Raw genomic sequence first — 24,350 nt, 5'->3', positions numbered from 1 at the left:
TTTTCAAAAATTTGATATAATTAAAATTGGTATCATTAAACTCGTTAATTTATTAAAATTAACTATAAAAGTATCGAAAACAGGAGGTAATTTTTATGAAATGTGGCGTGGTTATTTTTCCATCAAAATTTGTTCAAGATAAGGCAAATGAGTTTAGAAAACGTTTTGATCCAGCTTATACTTTAATTTCTCCTCATGTAACAATACGAAGTGGTTTTGAGCTGAAAGATGATGAACTTCCAACAATCATCTCTCAACTAAATGAGATTGCTAGTAAAATTGAACCATTTGAATTGGAAATAAATAAAGTAAGTTCTTTTGCACCTGTAAATAATGTCATTTATTTAAAAGTTACACCTGTTGATGCTCTAAAAGAGCTTCATGAGAAAATGCATACTGGTGCATTTCCGAAAACAAAAGAATATGCATTTGTACCACATATCACAATTGGTCAGCAGCTACAAGATGCTGAATTCGGTGATATTCTAGGGCAATTAAGTATGATTCAATTTTCATACAATGAAATGATTGATAGCATTAAATTAGTTTACCAATTAGAAAATGGTGCATGGGAAGTTTATGAAACATTTAAATTGGGAGCTAAACAATGACCATAGAAACAATCGTTGCAAAAACGGATGAACAAATCCAGGATGCTTTAACGGTTCGAACTGAAGTTTTTGTAGTTGAACAACAAATCTCAAAAGACTTAGAATTTGATGGATTAGACGATGAATGCTTTCATTTTGTTTCATACGATGGTGAACAACCAATTGCCGCTGGACGACTAAGAGAAATCGATTCAAAAGGCAAAGTACAACGAATATGTGTAAGAAAAGACTATCGTGGAAAACAAATTGGCAATGACATCATGCACTTAATTCATCAAACTGCAAAGGAAAACGGCATTCATCAATTGGTATTACATGCTCAAGAATCCGCGATTCCTTTTTATGAAAAATTAGGATATCATATTTCATCTGAGATTTTTTATGAAGCAGAAATTCCTCATGCAGAAATGAAAATAACATTAATCTAATTGATAAAAAGCTATGATTCATTTTTGAATCATAGCTTTTTATGCTCATTCTTAAAAGATTTCTCCTCTATTCTCAAATCAACAAATTAATCAATCTTCCTATCCCTGTCAATTCACTGATCACTTTTTGTGCAGAATCATCCTGTAAACTATTTAAAGCAACATCAGATTTCATTTTTTGATAATGACTAGAAACTTTTTTTGCATATAGCTTTTGATCCTCTTTGAATCTATTTATTTTTTGGACTTCAGTAAACATAAAAGGTATATGTAAGTATCCATTTTTTTGTGAAATATAGTGATGATAAGCCGAGTAATGTAAAGGTGGAATATATCCCATGTCATCCCTCTTCTCTTTCTCATGTAAATATACTTTTTTCCAATTAAATGAATTCACTTTTCGTATACAATACTTTTTGGTAACATAGATGAGTCTGCTTTTAATTTTAGGGGGAACAAGATGAAAACTGCAAACTATCAAAATCAAACAATCTATTTACCAGATTTCCCCAGGTCAAGATATGAGGAGATTTATCAAGCTAGTATTCGTGGAGAAGTTAAATGTGTAAATTGTCAACAAAACATATTTTTAACTTTATCAATCTATGAAACTCCTTATTTTTATCATACGAATAAAGAGCAAAACCTAGAATGTAAACAACAAAGTTTTGAATTAGAAAAAACGATTCAAACAAACTCCAACAACACTACAATGATTGATACAAATATAGAAGATAGTGTCATTAAACTTCCAAAAAAGAGAGCTATATCTTCTTTGGCAACTATTGAAAAAAGTGAAGAAAATACATTTACTGCTAGATTACCGTTTTATCAAATTCCTCCTTATGAGAGTGTTGATCAAAATACGACTAAACATGTGATGAATCAAATAACATTAGATGAACAGCAATGGAATGCAGTTACTCACACTGGTTCTCCTTTACTTGTGCTCGCTGGAGCTGGAAGTGGTAAGACTCGAGTTATTACAACTCGTGCAATGCATTTAATGAATTTGGGAATCCAACCACATGAAATGATGCTAGTTACCTTTACTTCAAAAGCCTCATTAGAAATGAAAGAACGTATGAGGAAACTTGGCTACTCGATTCAACAGATGGAAATTGGTACGTTTCATAGTATTTTTTACAAGATGCTTTTACGCTTTGATCGTGAAAAGTGGGACTCTTCAAGGCTTATCAAATCTGACTTTCAAAAGGAAATCATGTTGAAACAGGTTGGTCGTAGACTTGAAATTGATGAAAAGTCATTTGCATATGATCAAGCAATTCAACAAATTGGATTATGGAAGAATTCATGTGTTTATCCCCACGAAATTCGTCCAAACGATGCTTGGGAAGAACAAGTTGCAACACTTTATGAAGGATATGAAGAAATAAAGAAGGAAAACGGACAATTTGATTTTGACGACATGCTTCTAGGATGCTTTGAAATGCTTAACGATTATCCTGAATTACTAGCTCAATATCAAAATCGCTTTAAATGTCTGTTAGTAGATGAATTTCAAGATATTAATAAAATACAATTTTCAATCTTAAAAATCCTTTTTCAGCATACACAAAATGTTACTGCTGTTGGTGATGATGATCAGTCTATTTATGCATTCCGTGGTAGTGACCCGAGCTTTATTTTAGAATTTAAAGATCATTTTCCTGGATCAAAAATTTACCATTTAAATGAAAACTATCGTTCATCTCATGGTATTGTTTCGCTTGCAAATGAAGTGATTAAACCAAATAAGAATCGATTTGTTAAATCGATGCATGCGCAATATGATCATGACCAGGTTCCATCTTTCTTCTTCCCATTTGATGAAGAAGAAGAAGCTACGATGATTGTTAATGATATAAAAGAAAAAATTAGAAATGGTGCGAATCCTTCCCAATTTTCTATTCTTTATCGTACGAATACTGCTTCTAGAGCACTATTTGAACGGTTAATTGCGACGAGTTTACCGTTTACTATAGATCAAGATGGAGATTCATTTTATGATCGTCCTATTATTAGAAAGATGATTTCTTTCTTATTATTAATTGAAGATGAAGACCATCAAGCTGCATTAAAAGAAATCTTACCTGTATTTTTTCTTAAGCAGCAAGCATTTCAAGAGGCAAAAATGAACAGTGTTTTACAAAACCTTTCATTTTTAGAAGCATTTACTACAATTAATAGCGCTGCGCCATTTCAGCTTAAAAAAATTGAGAAGCTAATAAAAGTTCTCCGTCATTTAAAAACGGCTTCTCCTCTTGAAGCAATCGAAAGAATTGAGGAAAGTCCAGCGTTTACTGATTATATTAAAAAACGTGGAAATGAATCCAATAAAATTGAACGACCTTCTGATGATTTAAGGGATTTGAAAGTAGTCAGCAGAAATTTTAAGACGGTTAGAGAACTAACCCAACATGCGTTTCATATCGCTGCAAAGTTCAAGGAATATAAACAACAAAAAAATAACAATATAGGTAGTATATCCCTTCTAACAGCACATCGTTCTAAAGGTTTAGAATATGATTTTGTATACATCTTAGGTGCTGTCGATGGTGGCTTTCCACATGATTATGCGTTGGAATCATTAAAAAATGGTTCGATGGATCAATTAGAAGAAGAACGTCGTTTATTATATGTAGCCTGTACGAGAGCAAGAAAATTATTATACTTATCTATTCTTCAAAAAAGAAGAGGAAAAAAAGCATATCCATCAAGATTAATTAAACGCTTTTTAACTAAAAGCATTAAATAAAATAGAAAAAAGTATAGGGTGAGCCTTCTATAGCTCACCCTTTTTTATGATTGTTTGAGTTTAACGAGGAGATCTTCGACCACAACCACAGCCTGATTTTTTTACATAACCTGTCTGTTGACCTTGTTGTGCATAAGGATTTGCATATTGTTGCTGATTCATTTGTTGCATTTGTTGTTGCCATTGCTGTTGTTGAAGTTGTTGCCATTGTTGACTTGTTAATTGTTGTCCTTGTTGACGATTGTACATAGCTTCCCTCCTAAAAATTTTTTTCTTAATAGTATATGAAGGAATAAAATAATCGTTCAGACAAATATCACAAACTTAATCTATTAACCAATGCCTCTATTACACCAGCCGCACCTGCAATGGATAATAAGATGATGATGACTTCTCCCACTCCAGGGAACAGTACATATATTAGTAGTAACAAGGCAGTACACCAAATTCCGCTACACCATGTACAACTAAGTAATTCACCAATAAAATATTGAATTCCCTTACCTTTAATCTTTGTATAAGTGACAGGTATTCCCTCTTCTTCAATCGTGATTTCATCTATAAATGGCCGCCTAATAAACGATGTAATCTTATCATGAACAACTAATCTGGTCAGTCGAAAACTGGCTAAAGTAAGAAGCACTAATAGTAACCACGTCATACTAATCATCTTTACAGCCTCGCTCTACTCGTAATGATTCAAGTTTAAACCTGATTTTGCATCCTAAAACCTTTCATCACTTTCAAAAAATCACTACACTAAGCCCATTTCTTTAAAAAGCAAAAATCAACAGTAACCGATTCCCTCCTCGTTAATATCATATTAATGTAATATCCATCTTAAATGATAAGGAGTGAAAAAGATGAGTTGCAAAGACAACAATCACCACAAAAAAAATAATGACAACAATTGTGTTAGCGACGTAGTAAAATTCATAAATGAATTACAAGATTGTGCAACAAACACTTGCCCAACAGGTTGTGATGTTCCTTTCTTAGGCGCTAATCCAAATGTACCACTTGCAAATACTCGCCCTTTCTTACTATTTTTACCTAATGGTGAGTTATTTAGAGTACCTGCTTTTCTAAACAACATGAGAGACAGAGACAGAAACGACAATAGAAACGATGACAATGACAAAAATGACAAAAACAGACGAAATAATTGTCAAGATTCAGTTGTTTTCCGTGTTGAAAGTGTAGACGATGACTGTGCAGTATTAAGAGCACTAGTTGGAGCTGACAGAGACGATGACAAAAACAACAGCAACAAAGATCGAGATCGCCAAGATTTCTGTGACCTAGTTGATGCTGATTTCTTCGTTGCTTCTAACACATGTATCACTGTTGATTTAGATGCTTTTATTGCAATCCAATGCTTACGTGACGTTCACGTTAACAATTTATAATTCATGTAAACTAAAAAACTATGGGTGGTAGATTATTATATCTACCACCTTTTTAAGTGTCTATATACCAACCATTTGAATACTAACAATTTCTTCTAAAGGAATTTCAATATTATTGATACTAGATGTGATCTTTACAGCAACTTTTCCTTCGTTATAAGCTAAAATATATCCTATATACAAATCGTTTTTTGTACGGATCCGACACTCAACCTTTGGAATATAATGTGGTTTATTAACCATAAAATACACCTTTTCTTCATTTGTCATTGCTTTAAAAGGTTTTTTTACCCAACCTTTATCTTCTCGGACTTTATTTTCCGAACTTTCTAATTCTTCTTGAGTATCCTCAATTTCTTCAACTTCTTCTATTTCTTTAACTTCTTCAACATCTTCTACTTCTTCATAATGTGATTCTACATAATCTTTTTTTTTCGCTTTCTTTTCTTGCTTATTAACTTTGACTACATAGGAATGTTGTATATTTAGCTTGGCTTCTTCAAGGTCAGGTTGAGCAATATATAACAAAGGTTTTACTCCTTCGTGTGATTCTTTTCGTGCCATAGTTGTTCCTCCCTCGCATGTGTGCTCTTATAAAATATATGTAGGGACAATAGTTCTCATGTTAGATTTTTTTGGGGTAAATAAGCATATATATACCATTTCTAGTTTATTTTCCCATCGACAATTGACTAATTTTATACATATTTGTAGAAATTGGACAAATATCCTAGTACAAACAATTGACAGGGCACATATAAATACATTGTAACCGCACAGAAAAAACAAGGAGCGATGAAAAAGTGAATAAAGAGTTATTCTCAGTATTCGTAGGTAAAGGAGTTAGAATTGGTCGAGGAGGTCACGAATCAAAAGAAGGTTTACTGCTTGGTGCATATGGAACACATATTGCTCTTTTTACAGAGGCTGAAGGCGTAATTTACTTCCCATATTCTCATTTAAAAAGTGTAACTTCATTTGCAAAAGGTAAACTTAACTATAATGAAATGTTTAATACAATCGAGCTTTTACCAAATGAAAGCTTCGTGGACTTATTAAATTCACAAGTTAGACAGTGGGTAAAAATCAATCGTGGTGGCCATGACAAAGTAGAAGGTATTCTTCTTGATGCAAACAATGATTATGTTGAAATTTCTTTCAACGATGAACTAGTTTATATTGCTACTTATCATATTAAAAGTGTAAGTTTCGGAGAAAAATTCGAAGTTTATGAAAGAAGTAATACGACAAGCCAAACATTAAGAAGAAGAAAATAATGTTTAGATCGGTCGTTTTATTCTTATAAAACGACCCTTTTTTTAACATTTATTCTCACATACCATTCTAATTATGTTAAAGCAACTACATTCATACTTAACGTCGTTCTATCGATCTAAGTAAAAGTATTTGATTAGATCACTTAACTTTCATTTGATATATACTATTTGTTTTACAAAATACTTAATTTTGAGTGGTACTTCCATTAATAAAAATGATGAAGATTACTTCAAAATAAACATTAAGAATTTATGATTGGGTCATTACTAATCTAATAATTCAGACAGGCACTAAAAATGACTGCGTCCATGAATAAATGAAGTCATTCAATATGTCATGCTTTGTTTATTTTATGCTTTATCAATGATTCTTGTTGATATGTAATGAAAACTTTTTTAAAAATTACTGTGTTTAGACAGGCTTAAATAGAATACAAGTTATTTGATGTAGAAAGTTCGAGACTCATATGGCAGTAGCTTGACAGGTGAGTCCCTAAAGGCGTATATGTCCACAAACGAGGCTTACCGTACGCCCTCTATGAAAGCTAGCATGAGAACCTTCACCTTTCACAAAGCCTTATTTTAAAGCAAACACAGTTCACTATAAAACTTGAGAAAATCAATCTTCAAATAAGAAACAAATGAATGATTCTTACGGTTTATCTTTCAAGAAAGGAGAAAATAATGGCAAGCTTTAAACATTTTCTCAACATGCAAGTTACGATTGAAGTTTCCGGTAAAAACATTGTAGAAGGCATTTTATTAGAAGTAGGAAATGACTTATTAGTCCTGTTCAATGGAGAGAATTTTCTTTATATCCCCCTTCTTCACATTCAAAATGTAAGTGAAAGTTTGAATAAGGAGTCATATGGTACGGTCCCTTCACTACAAGAATTGGAGCATGAAAAAGACGAATTATCGCTTAGAAAAGTATTAACAGCTGCTAAAGGGATATTTGTAGAAATAAAAGTTACAAATTCTCATTCTTTTCATGGTTATATCACAACAATCATGAATAATTATTTTGTATTTTACTCACCTGTTTATAAAGTAATGTATATATCACTTCAACACCTAAAATGGCTAATCCCATACCTTACAGAGCAAACCCCGTATACGCTAAACAATAACTTGCTTCCAGTAAACCCTTCCAATATACCTTTAGCAAGAACTTTAGATGTCCAATTAAACAAATTAAATGGTGAATTGGTTGTCATCAATAGTGGTGAACGGAATGAATATATAGGTAAATTAGATTCAATTGATTCAAACTTCATTCAGTTAATTACGTCGAAGGGTGAGATTAAATTAGTCGGTCTACGTCACTTAAAATCAATCTTCATTCCATAATAAAAAGGATCATAGAGATAAATTAGATGGACAAATCAATTTTCTTTCAACAAATATAAAAAGGTGCCTTTTTTGTGATATCACAATAAGGCACCTTTTATTTAATTTAATTTATCCCATGATATGATAGCCAGAATCAACATGAAGGTTCTCACCAGTAATTCCTCTTGATAAATCACTGAATAAGAATACAGCAGAATCTCCAACTTCTTCTTGGGTTACGTTTCTACGTAATGGAGCTTTTTCTTCAATTTCTTTTAAGATTGTATTAAAGTCTCCTACACCTTTAGCTGAAAGCGTACGAATAGGACCAGCAGAAATTGAATTTACACGAATATTATACTTACCTAAATCATTAGCCAGATAACGAACAGAAGCTTCTAATGCAGCTTTTGAAACGCCCATTAAATTGTAATTTTGCATTACACGCTCTCCACCTAAGTAAGTTAACGTTACAATACTTCCACCTTCAGCCATAACTGCTTTCGCTTCACGTGCAACTGCAACTAATGAATATGCACTAACATCTTGTGATAATAAATATCCTGCGCGACTTGTATCAACAAATTCACCTTTTAAATCTTCTTTGTTCGCAAAAGCGATACAATGAGCCACACCGTGAATTGAACCAACTTGCTCTTTAATTGAAGCGAAACATTTAGCTAAATCTTCATCACTTGTTACATCACACTGAACAAGAATTGTATTTGGATTTTCTAAACTATCAGCTAGTTCACGAACACCTTTTTCAAGTCTCTCATTTGCATAAGTAAAAATTAGATTTGCTCCTGCCGTATGTAGTGACTGTGCAATACCCCAAGCAATACTTCTGAAGTTTGCAACTCCCATTACAACAAATGTTTTTCCTTTTAATGAAATCATAGATCCGCACTCCTTTAATATTAGTTATTAGTAGTAGATACTAAAATAGTAGCATAAATACATTCAATTGGAAATAGTAAAGTTATCTACTGGTTTTTTTGAAGATTATAGAAATAAATGATGAAATTATCATGACTTCTTAGTTTTGAATTCCTTTAATAACAAAAATAAACTATAATGATGATTGTCGGCATTTAAAAATGCTATTTAAAATGCATACTAATAAAACATATTATAGAGAGGTGAGGACATGAAGGAAGACCGTACATCTCCCTTTCAAATTGACTTTAAATTACTTTTTATCCTGTTTTCTATTGCTGCGATTAGTTATCTTGCAATTACAAGTGCACAACCGAGCCTTCCTGAAAATCTTAGAAGTATAAACTTTGCTTCTCAACAAATTAAATGGTATATCATTGGATTTGTTGGAATTGCCGTCATTATGATTATTGACTTTGATCGTTATAAAAATGTTATTTGGTATATGTATGGAGTTGGTTTACTCTTACTACTTGGATTAGAGCTGAATGTACCAGGTGCATTAACAATTAAAGGTGCAACTGCATGGTACAGTATTCCCGGCGTAGGGAATTTCCAACCATCTGAATTAATGAAAATATTTATGATCATTATTCTTGGAACAATTATCTCTAAACATAATGAAACGTACTCGGTTCGTGGTAAAAAAGAAGATTTATTTCTACTATTTAAAATCATTGGGATAGCATTACCTCCTTTATTACTAATTGCGAAAGAGCCTGATTTAGGGAACACAATGGTTATGTGTGCAATTATTGCTACAATGATATTGGTTTCAGGAATTCGTTGGAGATACATTCTTGCTTTAGTTGGTTTTACAGTTGCATTAGGTTCGTTCATGGTTTATCTTTTCTTATTCCATTTTGAATTTTTCACTGCTCACGTTCTACAAGAATACCAACTAAATCGTTTTTACGGCTGGTTAGCGCCATATGAATATCCAACTCAAGGCTATCAACTGACGCAAGCGCTAATGGCTGCAGGTTCAGGTATGCTAACAGGTAAAGGGTTCCACAACGGAGAAGCTTACTTCCCTGAACCACATACAGATTTTATTTTCACAGTTATATGCGAACAATATGGCTTTATCGGTGCCAGCGTAGTCATCTCATTCTTCTTCCTGCTGATCTACCGAATGATCCACATCGCATTAGAAAGTAATGACAAATTCGGAAGCTATATTTGCGCAGGTGTTGTTGGAATGTTCACCTTCCAGATCTTCCAAAATATCGGGATGACAATCGGACTACTACCGATAACAGGTATTACCCTACCCTTCATCAGCTACGGAGGAAGCTCACTAGCAACCAACCTCCTAGCAATCGGCTTCATCCTAAACGTAAGATCAAGAACAAATAAATATATGTTTAACTAATCAAGAAAAGTGGAGGCGACTCGTTCAGCCAAGACAAGCATAAGACGAGGACAAGTGGAGGTTGCTTTTTAACCTTTACTGGTCCTTGGCTTATGACCTCGAGGGGCTAGGAGCCGGAACTAGGCACCAAGAAAAGTGGAGCCGACTCGTTCAGCCAAGACAAGCGACAGGCTAACAAGATTGGTTAGAGATTAAAGAAATATAATTAAATAATTAGAGGACCAATTCGCTAATGATTTGGTCCTCTTTTTTCAATTAAGATTCAAAGGTGGATTGTCAGTAAGTTGTTGAATTAAAACTAAGAATTAGCTTTATATAAGTGCTCTTAGAGTCCCCTCATTACCACTAAAGATTTAAACGGAAGGTGCTCGACTCCTATGGGAGTTACGGGACAGCTGAGACCCCACAGGAGCGAACGCGACGAGGAGGCTCAGCGCACGCCCCATGGAAAGCGAGCATCCTGGAGTGGAAATCAAAGCATTCTTATTTTAAATTGGAAACAGGCTTTTCTTTGCAGTAATTCAGTCGGTCCTATCACTTTTCCGTATGTTAAATTACCTTTTTTGTATTAAACGTGCATATTTAGAATGACTCAAACCAAATTGCACATACTACTTTTAATATTACTTTGCTTGGGCCTATAAACGGTTCAAGCATTTTTTAAAGGGATTGATTTAATGAGAAAGTACGATGTAATCGGTGATATTCATGGCTGTTATGATGAATTTGTTGAGTTAACAAAGAAATTAGGTTACAGCTGGGAAAAAGATGTTCCACTTCATCCCGATGAAAGAAAACTTGTTTTCGTTGGTGATTTAACAGATAGAGGGCCTAACTCGTTAGGTGTCATGAAAGTTGTGTACGACCTGGTAATGAAATATAAAAAAGCACATTATTCACCAGGTAATCATTGTAATAAGCTTTACCGCTACTTTTTGGGTCGAAATGTGAAGATACTTCATGGTCTTGAAACAACAGTAGCTGAACTAGAATCACTTAAAGGAAAAGAACGTCAGCACTATAAAAACTCATTTATAAAACTGTACGAATCCTCACCTTTGTATCAAGTATTAGATGATGGAAAATTAGTTGTTAGTCATGCTGGAATTCGTGAAGACATGATAGGTAAGCATTCGAATAATGTAAAAACCTTTGTGCTTTATGGAGATATAAATGGAGATGTTCTGCCAAATGGTATGCCTGTTCGAAAAGATTGGGCAAAAGAGTATGGCGGGAAGGCATTGATTATTTACGGTCATACGCCAATTAAAGAGCCAAGAGAGTTAAATAATACAATCAATATCGATACAGGTGCTGTTTTTGGAGGTAAATTAACTGCATATTCTTATCCAGAACATGAATTTACACAAGTTCCTTCTACAATGCCACTAATCGAAGAGAAATTTAGTATTTATGAAGAATAGAAAAAAAACAAAAAGTAGGTACCATTTCGGAACCTACTTTACTGTAAGAGCGTCGCCCGCTCTTCAGATATTTTAGTTTCTTCCATCCCCATGGTAGAAACACTACAAATATAAAGTTAATCTATTACTCTAATAATGTCAATGAAATATCCAAACATTAGACAAATTTTACTGTTGACAATCTATTATAGTCTGATTATTTTGTTTCTGTTGATCTAGCCAATCTATTAAATCTTTAGGTAGAACTATTTCAAATGACAGTTCATCTTTGTTAATTGGGTGTATGAATGACAAATAATAGCTATGAAGAGCTTGTCTTTTTAATGTGACAGTAGATCCTCCGTATAAATCGTCCCCAATGAGTGGATGGTCTATAAAAGACATATGAACACGAATTTGATGCGTTCTACCAGTTTCCAATTGTAATTCTACAATCGAATACTCTTTAAACTTTTCTACGACTTTAAAATATGTAATAGCTTCTTGTCCTTCTTCTGACACTTCTCTTTCAATAATACTATCACGTTTCCTAGCTATTCTTGCATTTACAATGCCCGTATTTTCCTTCATTTCGCCTTGAACGATTGCCTTATATTTACGATTTACATCTTTTAATTCATTTTTTGAAAATAAATAATGTACATATCGATTTTTAGCAATCAACATTAAACCCGATGTATCCTTATCTAGACGGGTTACGATATGAATCGTCGATTGTAATCCGATTTGTTGGTAGTAATGAAGGATTCCATTTGCTAATGTACCATTTGGATGTTCTCTTGATGGAATACTGGAAATCCCAAAAGGTTTATTAACAACTAATATTGCTTCATCTTCATATACAATTTCAAATGGAACAGCTTGTGGTATTAGCTCTTCACTAGGTTTTTCAATTGGAAAAAAGATCGTTATGATGTCATGTTCTTTTACAATTGTACGAACTGTTTTTTCTTCATCATTAACTAAGATTTTTCCACCTTGAAATTTAATATCAGTCAACGCTCGTTTAGAGAGTTCCATTAAATGTAGAAACTCTCTGAGTAACAAGCCATTATGTTCTGTTTTTACTTCCCATTTTAATTGAAATTGTTTCATCTTATATCACCTTTATTCTTTTACAAAAGAATCGACGACACGCTTCCAAAATGGAAATGGTCGGAATCGAGCAAAACGCACTTTTTCATGGGCAACTCTACATTGAATCGATTTAACATCTTGATGTACGATCGTTTTGTGATCTAATGTAATTTGGAAATTAGATTTACGAACAGGTTTTAATAAGCATGTATGGTGCTTTGGTAAAACGAGTGGTGAACCGATTGTTCGAAACACTCGATTATTAATGGATGCCATTTCTGCAATTTGAATCGCCTCGATTGAAGGATGAATAATCGCTCCACCTAAGGCTTTATTATAGGCAGTACTTCCAGATGGTGTAGAAATACAAAGGCCGTCTCCTCTGAATGTCTCAAAATGCTGACCCTTTATTTCAACATCAATTACTAAAGTACCTTCAAGTCCCTTAATAGTACATTCATTTAAAGCGAGTGTTCGCAATTCTTTCCTACCATCATTGTATCGAATATTGACTTCCAACAAAGGATACTCTACAACTTGAAAAGGGGTTTTTGCGATCGCAATCACTAATTTTTCTACCTCGGATGGAACCCAATCCGCATAAAATCCTAGATGTCCTGTGTGAACACCAACAAACGAAACTTTATCAAGTAGATGTGTATATTGATGAAATGCATGTAGTAATGTACCATCACCACCGATTGAAATGACAATTTCTGGTTCAACCTCATCGTACTTAAAGTTAAAACTTTCCAAATAATCCTTCATGCGCTTAGTATGACTATTCGATTCTTGGTCACCCTTTGACATAATCGCGAATTTCATTTTCTCGTCCTTCCCTTATTGGTCGTTTTTTTTCGAGAATACAGCTTGTGCCTCTTGTATTTCTCCCCTAATTAGCGACATCTCTTCATCAAGTAAAAATGCTGCTTCAGCTGCTCTTTGTAATCGCTCGAGAATGTTTGCAGGGTATTGCCCTTTATATTTATAATTTAATGAATGTTCAATTGTCGCCCAAAAGTTCATTGCTAGTGTACGTATTTGAATTTCTACAAGTACTTTCTTTTCACCTTCAATTGTTTGAACTGGATATTCGACAACTACATGATAAGAACGATAACCGCTCTCTTTTTTATTAGTAATATAATCTCGTTCTTCAATAATTTTAAAATCTTTTCGCTTACGTAGGAGTTCTACTACAGTTTTAATATCCTCAACAAACTGACACATCATTCGTAGTCCAGCGATATCTTGTAATTCTAGTTCTAGCTTTGCTAGTGGAATTCCTTTTCGAATCGACTTATTTACAATACTATGAATTGGTTTGACTCGGCCTGTCACAAATTCAATCGGTGAATGTTGATGAGACTCTTCAAATTGCTTTCGAATCCCTTTTAATTTAATTTTTAATTCACTTACTGCCTGCTCATATGGTGCTAAAAAACTTTCCCATTGACCATTCATAAACTCACCACCAACTTACTTCTCTTCTAAAAATACACTTTGAATTTGCTTCACAAATTCTTCTCCATAATTAAAATTACCTTCAACGTTTTCTACTAAACAAGTTAGTTCATTTTGCCAATTTTCAAGTGGGATTTTCGCTTCGTCTGCTTGTAAAATTACCACACTTTTTAAATCAAAGGCTTTTTTAATTTTTGGCCAATATTCTACTGGTATAGTAACATATACAAATTCTTCATTTTCTTCTATTATATACAGTAATGAACTTTGTTCAGAATCTGCAATCATCGTACCAACTTCATGACAATTAGCCAAATTTATAGCATCGTTTTCAATTATTAACATCATCTCATTTTCGTTATTAATTGTAATTTCTTTTATTTGAACCATTTTTCTCATCGTAAATCCTCAACCTTTTTAATGTATGTATTTTATTCATTTTTGACATTATCTATTGTAACATATCAAATATAAATTAGACGACTGGTGAGTTCAGCAGAAAAAATTCTACTTATCATAAGGAGATTATTATGGCAAAAGAGATTGAAATCGAATTTAAAAATTTATTAACAAAAGAAGAATTTACAAAACTCCAAGATGTATTTCACATTACTGAGTCAATGTTCGTTAAACAAACAAACTATTATTTTGAAACGCCTTCATTTACTTTAAAAAATAACGGTGGAGCACTTCGAATCCGACAAAAGTCCCATTCCTTTATACTGACTTTAAAAATTAGACAAGCTATCGGTCATTTAGAAATTCATCAAAAATTATCTGAAAGTGAAGCAATGAAAATACTCGAAACTAGTCAAATACCTGATGGAGAAGTAAAAGAGTATCTTATTGAAGAGAATATCAAAATTGATAATTTAGCATTATTAGGGGATCTAACGACAAGCCGTGTAGAATTACCTTATGAAAATGGTCTATTAGTTTTAGACCATAGTACTTATTTAAATCATGAGGATTATGAATTAGAATATGAAGTAACAGATGAACTAGTTGGTAAAAATCATTTTATCAATCTTTTACGTAAATATGAGATTCCAGAACGTGAAACTTTAAATAAAATTAAACGCTTTTTTAATGCTAAACAAGGGTTTATAGGAGAGAAATAAAAATGGATATAAGTATCATCCAGAAGTTAATTCAACTTCAAGCACTTAATAATGTTAGTCAGTTATCATCATCAAAGCAGGATAGCAACAACTCATTATTTAGCTCATTATTTACAAATGAATTAAATAATGTGAGTTCAAGTTCTAGTAATTTGAATCAAATCATTAATGTACCTCAACCTACATTAAGCTATGGTGAAACTGTCGTTCAATTATTAGGTAAAAATATATCAACAGCTGTTCAGCCTGTCATCGATCAACTTTCTACTGTAATCTCACCTACTAATAGTAAATCTGATTATACGAAGAGTCAGTTTGATGGCATCATTAATGAAATGGCAAAGAAATACGATGTGGATCCAAAGTTAATCCATTCAATAATCCAACATGAGTCAAATTATAATCCTAATGCGACAAGTCATGCAGGTGCAAAAGGATTAATGCAAATCATGCCATTAAATTTTGAAGCATATGGCATTACAAATCCATATGACCCAAAACAAAATATTGAAGCTGGTACACGAATGATAAAAGCAAATCTGCGTCAATATAATGGCAATGTGGAACTTGCTTTGGCTGCTTATAATGCTGGTAGCGGAAATGTAAAAAAATATGGTGGTATTCCACCATTTAAAGAAACACAAAATTATGTCCGTAAAGTAACTGAGACTTACTTTGCATAAATTCTACACCATATCATCAAATGATATGGTTTTTTATTTTTATATCTATTTTTTGTTAATTTTATAAAGAATAGCACATAATAGTACATCATATTTGTAATATTAGCGTACCGTTGCTACAATACGATTAGAGAATATAGGTGTTATATCTTAGATAACAAATTCCAGTCCTGTTATAGAACGGATAAAAGGAATAGCAATAAGGGTGAAATATATGAATGACAAACAATATAAAACTGAATCAATCATACAGCCTAAGCAGACTTGTACAAAAAAATCGATTGAATTGTATGTATTCATAGATCCACTGTGTAAGCCGTGCTGGGATTTTAGTACACTTCTAAAAAAGTTTCATTTAGAGTATGGTCAATATTTTTCATCTACTTATGTTCCAGTAAATCGATATTATACAACAAAAAAGCTGTTGGAAAAACGCCCTTCCCATCTTTCTTTTGTTTGGGAAAAAACAGCGAGCAGATCTGATATCCTTTGTGATGATCATTTATGGATTGATAATAAAGAGCTATACCCTTACTATTCAGCGATAGCTATTAAAGCTGCTGAGCTTCAAGGACGTATAGCTGGGGTTAATTATCTAAAGAAATTACAAGAGTATTACTTTTTATTGGATTATGATATTACAGATAAAGAAGTTCTTATACAATGCGCAAAGGAAATTAACATAGATATTAATGAATTTATCGAGGATCTACATAGTCCTCTCTCCATAAAGGCTTTTCAATGTGATATTAAAGTTACAAAAGAGATGAATATTACCGAAATTCCAAGTGTCGTTTTCTTTAATGAAAACATTGAAGAAGAAGGTTTAAAAATTAATGGTTTTGAAAGCTATCAAACCTACGTAAAGATTTTAGAATTGATGCATAGGGAAAAGATAATTAAAAGAGAACTTCCTGATTTACTTGAGTTTATCAAATTCCAACCATTTGTTACGATCAATGAATTAAGTACAATATATGAAAAGACGAATCAACAAATCGAATTAGAATTAAAGAAACTAATTCTACTCCGAAAAGTTAAGAAAATCGTCCAAGAAGAAAATATCTATTATCAATATCTCGATTCTCAATCTATTGTATAAACGAAAAAAGACCTAGCTTTCGCTAGGTCCTTTTTCTGATGTTAAGATTAACATCAAGGGGATGGGAGAAATTTTCACGTTCAACAAAGGGGTATTTGTGTTTGTGAAGTAATTCACACCCTAATAATACAATTAATTATTCCTTTTGGCAACCGTTTGAACAATATTTCACATTTTAGACACATTATATTACAGTATATAATAGAAAAAATGGTGCAAATACTTTGCACCATTTTCTAAATACTTACTTTTGGTTAAACAATAACTCTTCCATTTCATTTAACATTTCTTCGAATACTTTTAACGCCTCTACAATCGGTTGTGAAGAAGTCATATCTACTCCTGCTTTTTTCAATACTTCAATTGGATAATCAGAGCTTCCTGATTTTAAGAATCCTAAGTATCTTTCAACTGCAGGTTCGCCTTCTTCTAAGATTTGTTTTGATAATGCTGTAGCTGCGCTAAATCCAGTTGCATATTGATATACATAATAGTTGTAATAGAAATGTGGAATTCTGCTCCACTCTAAACCGATTAATTCATCGATTACAATTTCATCACCAAAATATTTCTTGTTTAGCTCATAATATGTCTCAGTTAATAAATCAGGTGTTAAAGCCTCTCCATTTTGAGCTAATTGGTGAATCGCGTGTTCATATTCAGCAAACATTGTTTGACGGAATACAGTACCTCTAAACGTTTCTAGATAGTGATTTAGTAAATATAGTCTTTGTTTTGGGTCTTCTGTATTTTTTAACATATAATCATTTAAAATTGCTTCATTACATGTAGATGCTACTTCTGCTACGAAAATTGAGTAGTCTCCATAAATATATGGTTGATTCTTTCTTGTGTAATAACTATGAACAGAGTGGCCAAACTCATGTGCTAAAGTAAATAAATTATTTACATTATCTTGCCAGTTCATTAGGATATATGGATTTGTTCCATATGCACCAGAAGAATAAGCACCACTACGCTTACCTTTATTCTCTTCTACGTCTACCCAACGGTTTTGGTATGCTTCTTTTAATATTTCAATATACTCATCGCCAAGTGGCGTTAATGCTTTTAATAAAATATCCTTTGCCTCATCGTACGTTACTTCCATTTTCACCTCTTCTACTAAAGGCGTAAATAGATCATACATATGGATTTCGTCTAACTTTAATGCCTTTTTACGAAGTGCTACATATCGATGTAATAAATCTAAGTGTTCATTAACAGTCGATACTAATTGATCATAAACAACTTCTGGAATTGCATTGTTACTTAGTGCAGCATGACGAGCATTATCATATTTTCTCACTCTCGCGTTAAAATTGTTCTTTTTAACAGAACCACCTAATGTACTCGAGAACGTGTTTTTATAAGCATCATAAGTGTTATAGACAGCTTCAAAAGCTTCTTTACGAACTTTACGATTACTACTTTCTAAAAACTGAATATAACGACCATGCGTAATCTCTACTTCTTCACCGTTTTCATTTTCAATTGTCGGGAATTTTAAATCAGCATTATTTAACATTCCAAACGTATTTGAAGACGCTGATAATACTTCTGAAGCTTGTGCCATAATATCTTCCTCTTCAGCAGATAGAACATGAGGCTTCTGTTTTAAAATTTCTTCCAATGAATGCTTGTACAGTTTTAATTCTTCATTTTCTTCTAAATATGAATTTAATGTCTCATCTTTAATTGTTAATAATTCCGGAACAAAGAATGACATCGCACTTGAAGCCTTCGTATATAAATTTTTCGCACGATCATCTAATGCTTGGAATGTTGAATTAGTTGTATCTTGGTCATAACGCATATGAGAGTATGTATACAATTTCCCTAATAAGAAAGAAATCTCATCTTGTCTTTTTAATGCATTTAAAAGTACAGATGAAGATTCACCTAACTTACCTTTAAATTCAGCAAATGTAGGAATTAATTCTAATACTTTCTTGTATTCTTCCTCCCATTTTTCATTTGTTTCATAAATATCTTCTAATTTCCAAGTTAATTCTACTGGAACTTCATTTCTAGTTGGTAATTTTTTAACTGCTTTTTGTTCTAGCATGACTGATCCCCCTAAAATAATTATTAGTATTAATAACATTCCCGTGTCTGATTGTCAGTAACAGTGTGAAACAGCAATTCAAATGCAGTACTTGCTGCCAGACAGTCTTCATCCAGGGCATGCTGGAATGATTTTGGAATAATAGCATCCGCTATCTTCATTATTTTACCATTTTTTATCTCTTTTACGATTCCAATTTGCTCTAAAAACTGAATATAATTTTCTACACAGTTCTCCAAATTACTTATATCTTTGTGACTAACTACATTTACTCTCCATATTTCTGTTTCTATTTGTTGAAAGAAAAAATCTTTTATTTCTGTTTCAAAAATCATTTCACCAATCTTTTTAGAATGTATAAAATTGAGAAATAATATCCCTTGCCATACAATGCAATGTTCATTTAATAAGTAATTACACGCTAAAGGTACACCAATAACCGCTGGTAAATAATCTATTTGAAGGGTATATAAATGTTCCTTGAGTGGATAAAAGCTACCCTTATAGTATAAATGCTGTTTTTTGCGATAACTCTCTTTTAATGCACACCATGAGGTAATGAAATTATTTTTATCTATATTTACTTGAGAGATTAATTGTGAGGGAGTACACTTTTCAATTTTACAACTCGATTTGATACCTACAAATATAGTTGGGGAGAAGGCTATTAGTGAGGATAGTTTCACAAATGTCTTTTTTGATGGATCATAAAAACAGAGGGTTGAATGTTTGGAGTTTCCTAAACAGTAAATGGCTAACGAATTTAATGAATATATAAATTTTGCTTTTGGTAAATGCATGTTCATGCCTAATATCCATAGAACTTTTAGAGAAATATCATGATAAGAATTAGTTCGATCAATGATTTGTTGTAATGAAATGATAGAACATTGGTATTCAATGCAAATTACATAATGATCGAATTCTACTAGAATGTCAGGGCGCTGCCTAATTGAATGAAGATATTTTTCAATAGTAACCCTTCCTCCTATTCTTTTAAAGTATCCATAAAGATCGTATTTGCCGTCATAGTGCTCTTTACTTTCTTTTCGTGCATTTTCACATTCAGATACACTAATATGAGCAAAATGCGCTCTTCTTTTCATTCCTGACTTTAGTAAGACTTCATTTTTACATATAGGACATCTAAATGGTCCCAATTTCTTCATCGCAAATGAATCAGTACTGCTTTTCTTTTCAAATAAATTGATTTGGTTTTCATGTTTATCAAGTGCAATAATCATTCTAACGCCCCTTTCTACTTAAATAGTTCCCCAATAAATTTCAATCCTCCTGCAAAATCACTAAAATTGAATTTTCAAAGACTCGAATATCTAAAATAGTGAAACAATCTTTTAGAAAAAATAAAAAAACCATCACAAAATGAAAGTTCATCTTGTAATCGTTTTTTTAAAGTAATGGTGCCATTAATCTTGATAGCGATTCCATTATTCTCTTATAAATTGGTCTTTTCTTAAATTCATTTAAAAGAATCGGTGCAGAATCCAATAAATCTTGCTGAAAATCTTTAACTAAGTGCTTTATACTATCTTCTAAATATAAAAATGCTGTAACCTCAAAATTCAAATGAAAACTTCTCATATCCATATTGGCTGTACCGACAGATGCAACTTCACCATCCACAATTAAAACTTTACTGTGTAAGAACCCTTGTTTATATTCATAAATCTCTACACCTGCATCTAATAATTCTGGAAAGTATGAACGAGATGCATAGAAAACAATTTTCTTATCTGGTCTGTCTGGCATCAGAATCTTTACTTTCACTCCACCATTTGCAGCCACTTTAAGAGCAGTTAACAGATCATCATCGGGAACAAAGTAAGGTGAAGCAATTAAAATGCTATCTCTTGCACTTGTAATCATCGCAAAAAATAAATCTTTTATGATTTCTTGTTTTCGATCAGGTCCACCAGATACTAGTTGGATGGCCCCTGTTGATTGTATATTCTCGGTTGGGATATCAAAGTATTCAGGATCATCAATAAATTCATTCGTCATATAATACCAATCTTGTAAAAAAATAAATTGAAGTGACCTTACACCTTCACCATGTAAATATAAATGAGTGTCTCTCCATTTACCGAAATATTGATCCCTACCTAAATATTCATCCCCGATGTTTAATCCTCCGACAAAACCGACTTTAGAATCAATCACAATAATCTTTCGGTGATTACGATAATTAATCGTATCGTTTAATACCGGCACCGTCACAGGTGAAAAAGCTAAAATTTCAACTCCAGCTTTTTTTAAGTCTTTCACGAATGTACGAGATAATTTCCAACTCCCAACTGCATCATAAAGGAAGCGTACTTTGACCCCGTTCATAGCTTTTTCAATAAGAATCTCTTTTATTTTCTGTCCAATATCATCATCTCTTACAATATAAAATTCAATATGAATATGGTGTTTGGCTTTTTTGAGCTCTTCGATTATTTTTGGAAATGTTTCACTTCCGTTTGTAAGTACTTTTGTTTGTGTGTTCATTGTGACTGGTATGTTACTTTGCTTTGATGCAATATTAATTAAATACTCCAATTTTTTATGAGTAGCTAAGAATTCTTTTACCTCTTGATTGTTGGATTGTTTTAATAATTCAGAAGCGTTTTGATCATTAATTGCTTTTTTTCTGTATACTCTCTTTTTTTGATAGTTTTGTCCAAAAAGTAAATAAAAGAAGAAACCTATGACAGGAAAAATCGCTAAAATGACAATCCATGTTAATGTTCTTGCAGGATTTCTATTCTCGAGGAAAATGATAATTGATACACCAATTGCTGTTAATGAGAATAGAATACTAATCGTTCGAAAAACAGTAGACTTCTCAAAAAATGCAAAATTCATTAGCCATATAAATTTAATCGATGGAGAAGCAAAGTATAATATGCATGCTACTATTGATAAAAATATTAAAATTTTTAGTCTAAATTGCATAAAAAATCTCCTTTTAAAAGAAAAGAAACCGATCCCTAAGGCATCGGCTATTACAGTAATGGGAAAATAGATTTAAAATGTGGTATCGCTGTACTTTGATGAATTAATTTACCATATTCTTCTAATACATGTATAGTTACCTTGGAACGATGTCCGTATTCAAGCAACATTGATGATAAATAATCTATTTGTTGTTCATCGTAAGCACTATCGTCAAACTTCACATGTAGATAGTAATTACCTTGGTGTGAATATAATGAGCTTTCAAATGATTCTTGTTGAATTGCATGTGATAATGAAATAAAATCTTCTAAACTTTTGAAGTACATTATAAGTTCATATTCCTCTTCATCCATTACTTCAAAAATATCGTCATCTTCTTCATCATCTTCAGAATCATCATCATCATCTACATTTAGAAAAGGTATTTCTAAATTCTTCTCACCTTCACCTAAATTCACTTCAACTTTTTTGCCATCTTTAGAAATTACAGCTTTAGTGACGACAACTTCAAGACCATTGTCTAGTGCCTGTACCTGAATCCATAGGGGGCCACCAGCAATGAATTCCTCTGTCAAATGTGCTTCGTCTATTAATTCCCAGAAAAGTTCTTCACTTCTTTCTCGATCTAACCAGACTTCATCCTTCGAGAATCCTCTTTCTTCAATGTCTAAGTAGGATATGGAGAACTTAAACGTATTTTCATTGATTCTTTCTATTTCCATTGTTTTCCCCCTCCTTATTGAACAACAAGTAATTGCGTTAGACGAAATGGATAACTTAATTTAATTAAAGTACATGTATTTATGACAAAAATATAAAATATTGAAATAGTAATTTAGTTATGCATTTGATAAAAAATTAGCCTAAAAGGTAAATTTTTATCTATCTTACCATGAAAAAAAAGTAAATGCGAATAGTAACTACAATTATATTTTATGATAAGAATTCAAATTATGGAAATAAAATTCACCTATTTTTATAAAATCATCATATACCTATTATTATTAGGACAATCAGTTTAAAAGACAATACTTAGTGAGGTGAATTCATGATTGATCTACCGTACATATGGTCCATCTTTATGATTGTCACGATTGACATCGTATTAGGTGGAGATAACGCGATTGTTATCGCATTGGCGTGTAGGAAGCTGCCTTCAAAACAGCGTAATATCGCAATTATTTTTGGTAGTGTTACCGCAATCGTTTTACGAATTGTATTAACAGTTGGAGCAATTTATGTCTTAAAAGTTCCTTTCCTTCATTTAATCGGCGGAATATTACTTTTATACATAGCATGTAAGCTAATTATTCAAGAAGACGACAATTTGACTGCTGTTAAAGAAAACTATACAGTCTTCCACGCAGTACGCACAATTGTGTTTGCGGATTTAGTGATGGGTATTGATAATGTTTTAGCAATTGCTGGAGCTTCTAATGGGAATCCAACGCTCGTTATACTTGGACTATCAATTTCAATTCCAATTATTATTTGGGGGAGTAAGATTGTTCTTTGGTTATTAGAACGATATCCAATCCTAGGCTTTGTTGGTGCATCAGTACTTGCAATTACGGCGAGTAAGATGTTAGTTGAGGAACCGGCTATATATCAGTACATTAACGGAAGAACCGATCTAGAATTCATTGTTTGCATCCTCTGCGTTTTTGTCACACTATTTATAGGTTTTTATTTTAATTCTATAAGATACCGAAGAAAGCCTTCATAAATGTTGTGAAAAAAATAAAGCTGTAAAAAGTATCAATGTTACTTTTCACAGCTTTTTATTATTTTATGATTAGGTATTTGTTCAATATGATTGAGAATGCAAATCAATAATTGTATCTTTTTTCACAATTCAGTTTACAATTTTACTCATTTACTAAGCGTTGAGCTTCACGTAATTGGTATGTTCTTACTGATCGTGGTAAAAATCTTCTAATCTCATCCTCGTTATAACCAACTTGTAATCTTTTTTCATCAATGATAATAGGTCTTCTTAATAAACCAGGATGTTTTTGAATGATTTCATATAAATCTTGCAGTGGAAGGCTCTCTAAATCTACGTTTAATTCTTGGAATATTTTAGATCTCGTTGAAATAATTTCATCAGTTCCACTTTCAGTCATGCGTAAAATTTGTTTAATTTCATTGATTGATAATGGCTCTGAAAAGATGTTTCTCTCTTTATATGGAATATGATTCTCTTCTAACCACATTTTAGCTTTACGACAAGACGTACAACTTGGTGAATTATATAAAATTACCATATTGCTCTCCCCCTAACTATTTTATCCTTATGAAAAGTTATATAGTTATTATGA

The 24,350-nt window shown here is 32.4% G+C and carries 26 protein-coding genes; 12 read left to right on the top strand and 14 right to left on the bottom strand.

Annotated features, from left to right (window positions below; translation table 11 throughout):
• The first annotated feature begins 95 nt into the window (after positions 1–95).
• Complete coding sequence (locus V7056_RS14495; protein WP_499703028.1) at positions 96–611, top strand: YjcG family protein; 516 nt, start codon at positions 96–98, stop codon at positions 609–611.
• Complete coding sequence (locus tag V7056_RS14490) at positions 608–1,039, top strand: GNAT family N-acetyltransferase (protein WP_499703026.1); 432 nt, start codon at positions 608–610, stop codon at positions 1,037–1,039. The genes V7056_RS14495 and V7056_RS14490 overlap by 4 nt, the downstream gene beginning before the upstream one ends.
• A gap of 73 nt (positions 1,040–1,112) precedes the next feature.
• Here the strand turns inward: V7056_RS14490 and V7056_RS14485 are convergent, their stop codons facing one another.
• Positions 1,113–1,379 carry a hypothetical protein gene (locus tag V7056_RS14485; RefSeq protein WP_499703024.1) on the bottom strand — a complete coding sequence of 89 codons (267 nt, stop codon included), beginning with the start codon at positions 1,377–1,379 and terminating at the stop codon, positions 1,113–1,115.
• A 120-nt stretch (positions 1,380–1,499) separates the two neighbouring features.
• Between V7056_RS14485 and V7056_RS14480 the strand changes: the two genes are divergently transcribed.
• Positions 1,500–3,797: an ATP-dependent helicase gene (locus V7056_RS14480; protein WP_499703023.1), complete on the top strand. Its 2,298-nt coding sequence runs from the start codon at positions 1,500–1,502 to the stop codon at positions 3,795–3,797.
• Positions 3,798–3,857: 60 nt separating this feature from the next.
• Here V7056_RS14480 and V7056_RS14475 read toward each other — a convergent pair whose 3' ends face one another.
• Positions 3,858–4,046: a cytochrome C oxidase subunit III gene (locus tag V7056_RS14475; RefSeq protein WP_499703021.1), complete on the bottom strand. Its 189-nt coding sequence runs from the start codon at positions 4,044–4,046 to the stop codon at positions 3,858–3,860.
• A 67-nt stretch (positions 4,047–4,113) separates the two neighbouring features.
• Positions 4,114–4,467, bottom strand: coding sequence for a DUF1360 domain-containing protein (locus tag V7056_RS14470; RefSeq protein ID WP_087999998.1), 354 nt, complete (start codon positions 4,465–4,467; stop codon positions 4,114–4,116).
• A 193-nt stretch (positions 4,468–4,660) separates the two neighbouring features.
• Here V7056_RS14470 and V7056_RS14465 point away from each other — a divergent pair, with 193 nt between their 5' ends.
• Positions 4,661–5,206: a CotY/CotZ family spore coat protein gene (locus tag V7056_RS14465; RefSeq protein ID WP_499703019.1), complete on the top strand. Its 546-nt coding sequence runs from the start codon at positions 4,661–4,663 to the stop codon at positions 5,204–5,206.
• A 60-nt stretch (positions 5,207–5,266) separates the two neighbouring features.
• On the opposite strand, the gene V7056_RS14460 is transcribed toward V7056_RS14465, so the two are convergent.
• Positions 5,267–5,770, bottom strand: a complete 504-nt coding sequence (locus V7056_RS14460; protein WP_499703017.1) for a CotO family spore coat protein — start codon at positions 5,768–5,770, stop codon at positions 5,267–5,269.
• A gap of 239 nt (positions 5,771–6,009) precedes the next feature.
• Between V7056_RS14460 and V7056_RS14455 the strand changes: the two genes are divergently transcribed.
• The gene (locus V7056_RS14455; protein WP_087999995.1) at positions 6,010–6,483 is read left to right on the top strand and encodes a DUF2642 domain-containing protein; all 474 of its coding nucleotides are present in this window, start codon (positions 6,010–6,012) and stop codon (positions 6,481–6,483) included.
• Positions 6,484–7,167: 684 nt separating this feature from the next.
• Complete coding sequence (locus V7056_RS14450; RefSeq protein WP_192601147.1) at positions 7,168–7,833, top strand: YwrJ family protein; 666 nt, start codon at positions 7,168–7,170, stop codon at positions 7,831–7,833.
• A gap of 111 nt (positions 7,834–7,944) precedes the next feature.
• Here V7056_RS14450 and fabI read toward each other — a convergent pair whose 3' ends face one another.
• Positions 7,945–8,715 (bottom strand): enoyl-ACP reductase FabI, encoded by a 771-nt coding sequence (gene fabI, locus V7056_RS14445; RefSeq protein ID WP_087999993.1) that lies wholly within the window; start codon positions 8,713–8,715, stop codon positions 7,945–7,947.
• A 250-nt stretch (positions 8,716–8,965) separates the two neighbouring features.
• Between fabI and V7056_RS14440 the strand changes: the two genes are divergently transcribed.
• Both V7056_RS14440 and prpE read left to right on the top strand, forming a co-directional pair.
• A complete protein-coding gene (locus tag V7056_RS14440; protein ID WP_499703015.1) occupies positions 8,966–10,129 on the top strand; it encodes an FtsW/RodA/SpoVE family cell cycle protein in 1,164 nt (387 codons plus the stop codon).
• Positions 10,130–10,806: 677 nt separating this feature from the next.
• Entirely contained in the window at positions 10,807–11,553 is a 747-nt protein-coding gene (prpE, locus tag V7056_RS14435) for a bis(5'-nucleosyl)-tetraphosphatase PrpE (protein ID WP_499703014.1), read from the top strand.
• A gap of 168 nt (positions 11,554–11,721) precedes the next feature.
• Here prpE and V7056_RS14430 read toward each other — a convergent pair whose 3' ends face one another.
• The 4 genes from V7056_RS14430 to V7056_RS14415 are packed head-to-tail and all read right to left on the bottom strand — an operon-like array spanning position 11,722 to position 14,493.
• The gene (locus V7056_RS14430; RefSeq protein ID WP_499703012.1) at positions 11,722–12,648 is read right to left on the bottom strand and encodes an RluA family pseudouridine synthase; all 927 of its coding nucleotides are present in this window, start codon (positions 12,646–12,648) and stop codon (positions 11,722–11,724) included.
• A 12-nt stretch (positions 12,649–12,660) separates the two neighbouring features.
• Positions 12,661–13,455 (bottom strand): NAD kinase, encoded by a 795-nt coding sequence (locus V7056_RS14425; RefSeq protein ID WP_499703011.1) that lies wholly within the window; start codon positions 13,453–13,455, stop codon positions 12,661–12,663.
• Positions 13,456–13,470: 15 nt separating this feature from the next.
• A complete protein-coding gene (yjbM, locus tag V7056_RS14420; RefSeq protein WP_499703010.1) occupies positions 13,471–14,094 on the bottom strand; it encodes a GTP diphosphokinase in 624 nt (207 codons plus the stop codon).
• 15 nt (positions 14,095–14,109) lie between these two features.
• Positions 14,110–14,493: a UPF0738 family protein gene (locus V7056_RS14415; protein WP_499703008.1), complete on the bottom strand. Its 384-nt coding sequence runs from the start codon at positions 14,491–14,493 to the stop codon at positions 14,110–14,112.
• Positions 14,494–14,624: 131 nt separating this feature from the next.
• Between V7056_RS14415 and V7056_RS14410 the strand changes: the two genes are divergently transcribed.
• The 3 genes from V7056_RS14410 (at position 14,625) to V7056_RS14400 (ending at position 17,000) form a co-directional block, all read left to right on the top strand.
• Positions 14,625–15,215 (top strand): CYTH domain-containing protein, encoded by a 591-nt coding sequence (locus V7056_RS14410; protein WP_499703006.1) that lies wholly within the window; start codon positions 14,625–14,627, stop codon positions 15,213–15,215.
• A 2-nt stretch (positions 15,216–15,217) separates the two neighbouring features.
• Positions 15,218–15,898: a lytic transglycosylase domain-containing protein gene (locus tag V7056_RS14405; protein ID WP_499703005.1), complete on the top strand. Its 681-nt coding sequence runs from the start codon at positions 15,218–15,220 to the stop codon at positions 15,896–15,898.
• Between the two features lie 214 nt (positions 15,899–16,112).
• A complete protein-coding gene (locus tag V7056_RS14400; protein ID WP_499703003.1) occupies positions 16,113–17,000 on the top strand; it encodes a DsbA family protein in 888 nt (295 codons plus the stop codon).
• A 244-nt stretch (positions 17,001–17,244) separates the two neighbouring features.
• Here V7056_RS14400 and pepF read toward each other — a convergent pair whose 3' ends face one another.
• The 4 genes from pepF to mecA form a co-directional block, all read right to left on the bottom strand.
• Entirely contained in the window at positions 17,245–19,068 is a 1,824-nt protein-coding gene (gene pepF, locus V7056_RS14395) for an oligoendopeptidase F (protein WP_499703001.1), read from the bottom strand.
• Between the two features lie 29 nt (positions 19,069–19,097).
• Positions 19,098–20,312, bottom strand: a complete 1,215-nt coding sequence (locus V7056_RS14390) for a competence protein CoiA (protein ID WP_499702999.1) — start codon at positions 20,310–20,312, stop codon at positions 19,098–19,100.
• A gap of 166 nt (positions 20,313–20,478) precedes the next feature.
• The gene (gene cls, locus V7056_RS14385; protein ID WP_499702997.1) at positions 20,479–22,026 is read right to left on the bottom strand and encodes a cardiolipin synthase; all 1,548 of its coding nucleotides are present in this window, start codon (positions 22,024–22,026) and stop codon (positions 20,479–20,481) included.
• Positions 22,027–22,076: 50 nt separating this feature from the next.
• The gene (gene mecA / locus V7056_RS14380; RefSeq protein ID WP_499702996.1) at positions 22,077–22,751 is read right to left on the bottom strand and encodes an adaptor protein MecA; all 675 of its coding nucleotides are present in this window, start codon (positions 22,749–22,751) and stop codon (positions 22,077–22,079) included.
• Positions 22,752–23,080: 329 nt separating this feature from the next.
• Between mecA and V7056_RS14375 the strand changes: the two genes are divergently transcribed.
• Positions 23,081–23,755: a TerC family protein gene (locus tag V7056_RS14375; protein WP_499703059.1), complete on the top strand. Its 675-nt coding sequence runs from the start codon at positions 23,081–23,083 to the stop codon at positions 23,753–23,755.
• 142 nt (positions 23,756–23,897) lie between these two features.
• Here the strand turns inward: V7056_RS14375 and spxA are convergent, their stop codons facing one another.
• Positions 23,898–24,296, bottom strand: coding sequence for a transcriptional regulator SpxA (spxA, locus tag V7056_RS14370; RefSeq protein WP_192601133.1), 399 nt, complete (start codon positions 24,294–24,296; stop codon positions 23,898–23,900).
• Positions 24,297–24,350 lie beyond the last annotated feature (54 nt).

It is taken from the genome of Bacillus sp. JJ664 (genome assembly GCF_036962205.1).
GTDB lineage: Bacteria > Bacillota > Bacilli > Bacillales > Bacillaceae_G > Gottfriedia.
The sequence above is the reverse complement of the archived record's forward strand: the minus strand, read 5'-3'. Positions and strand labels throughout refer to the sequence as shown.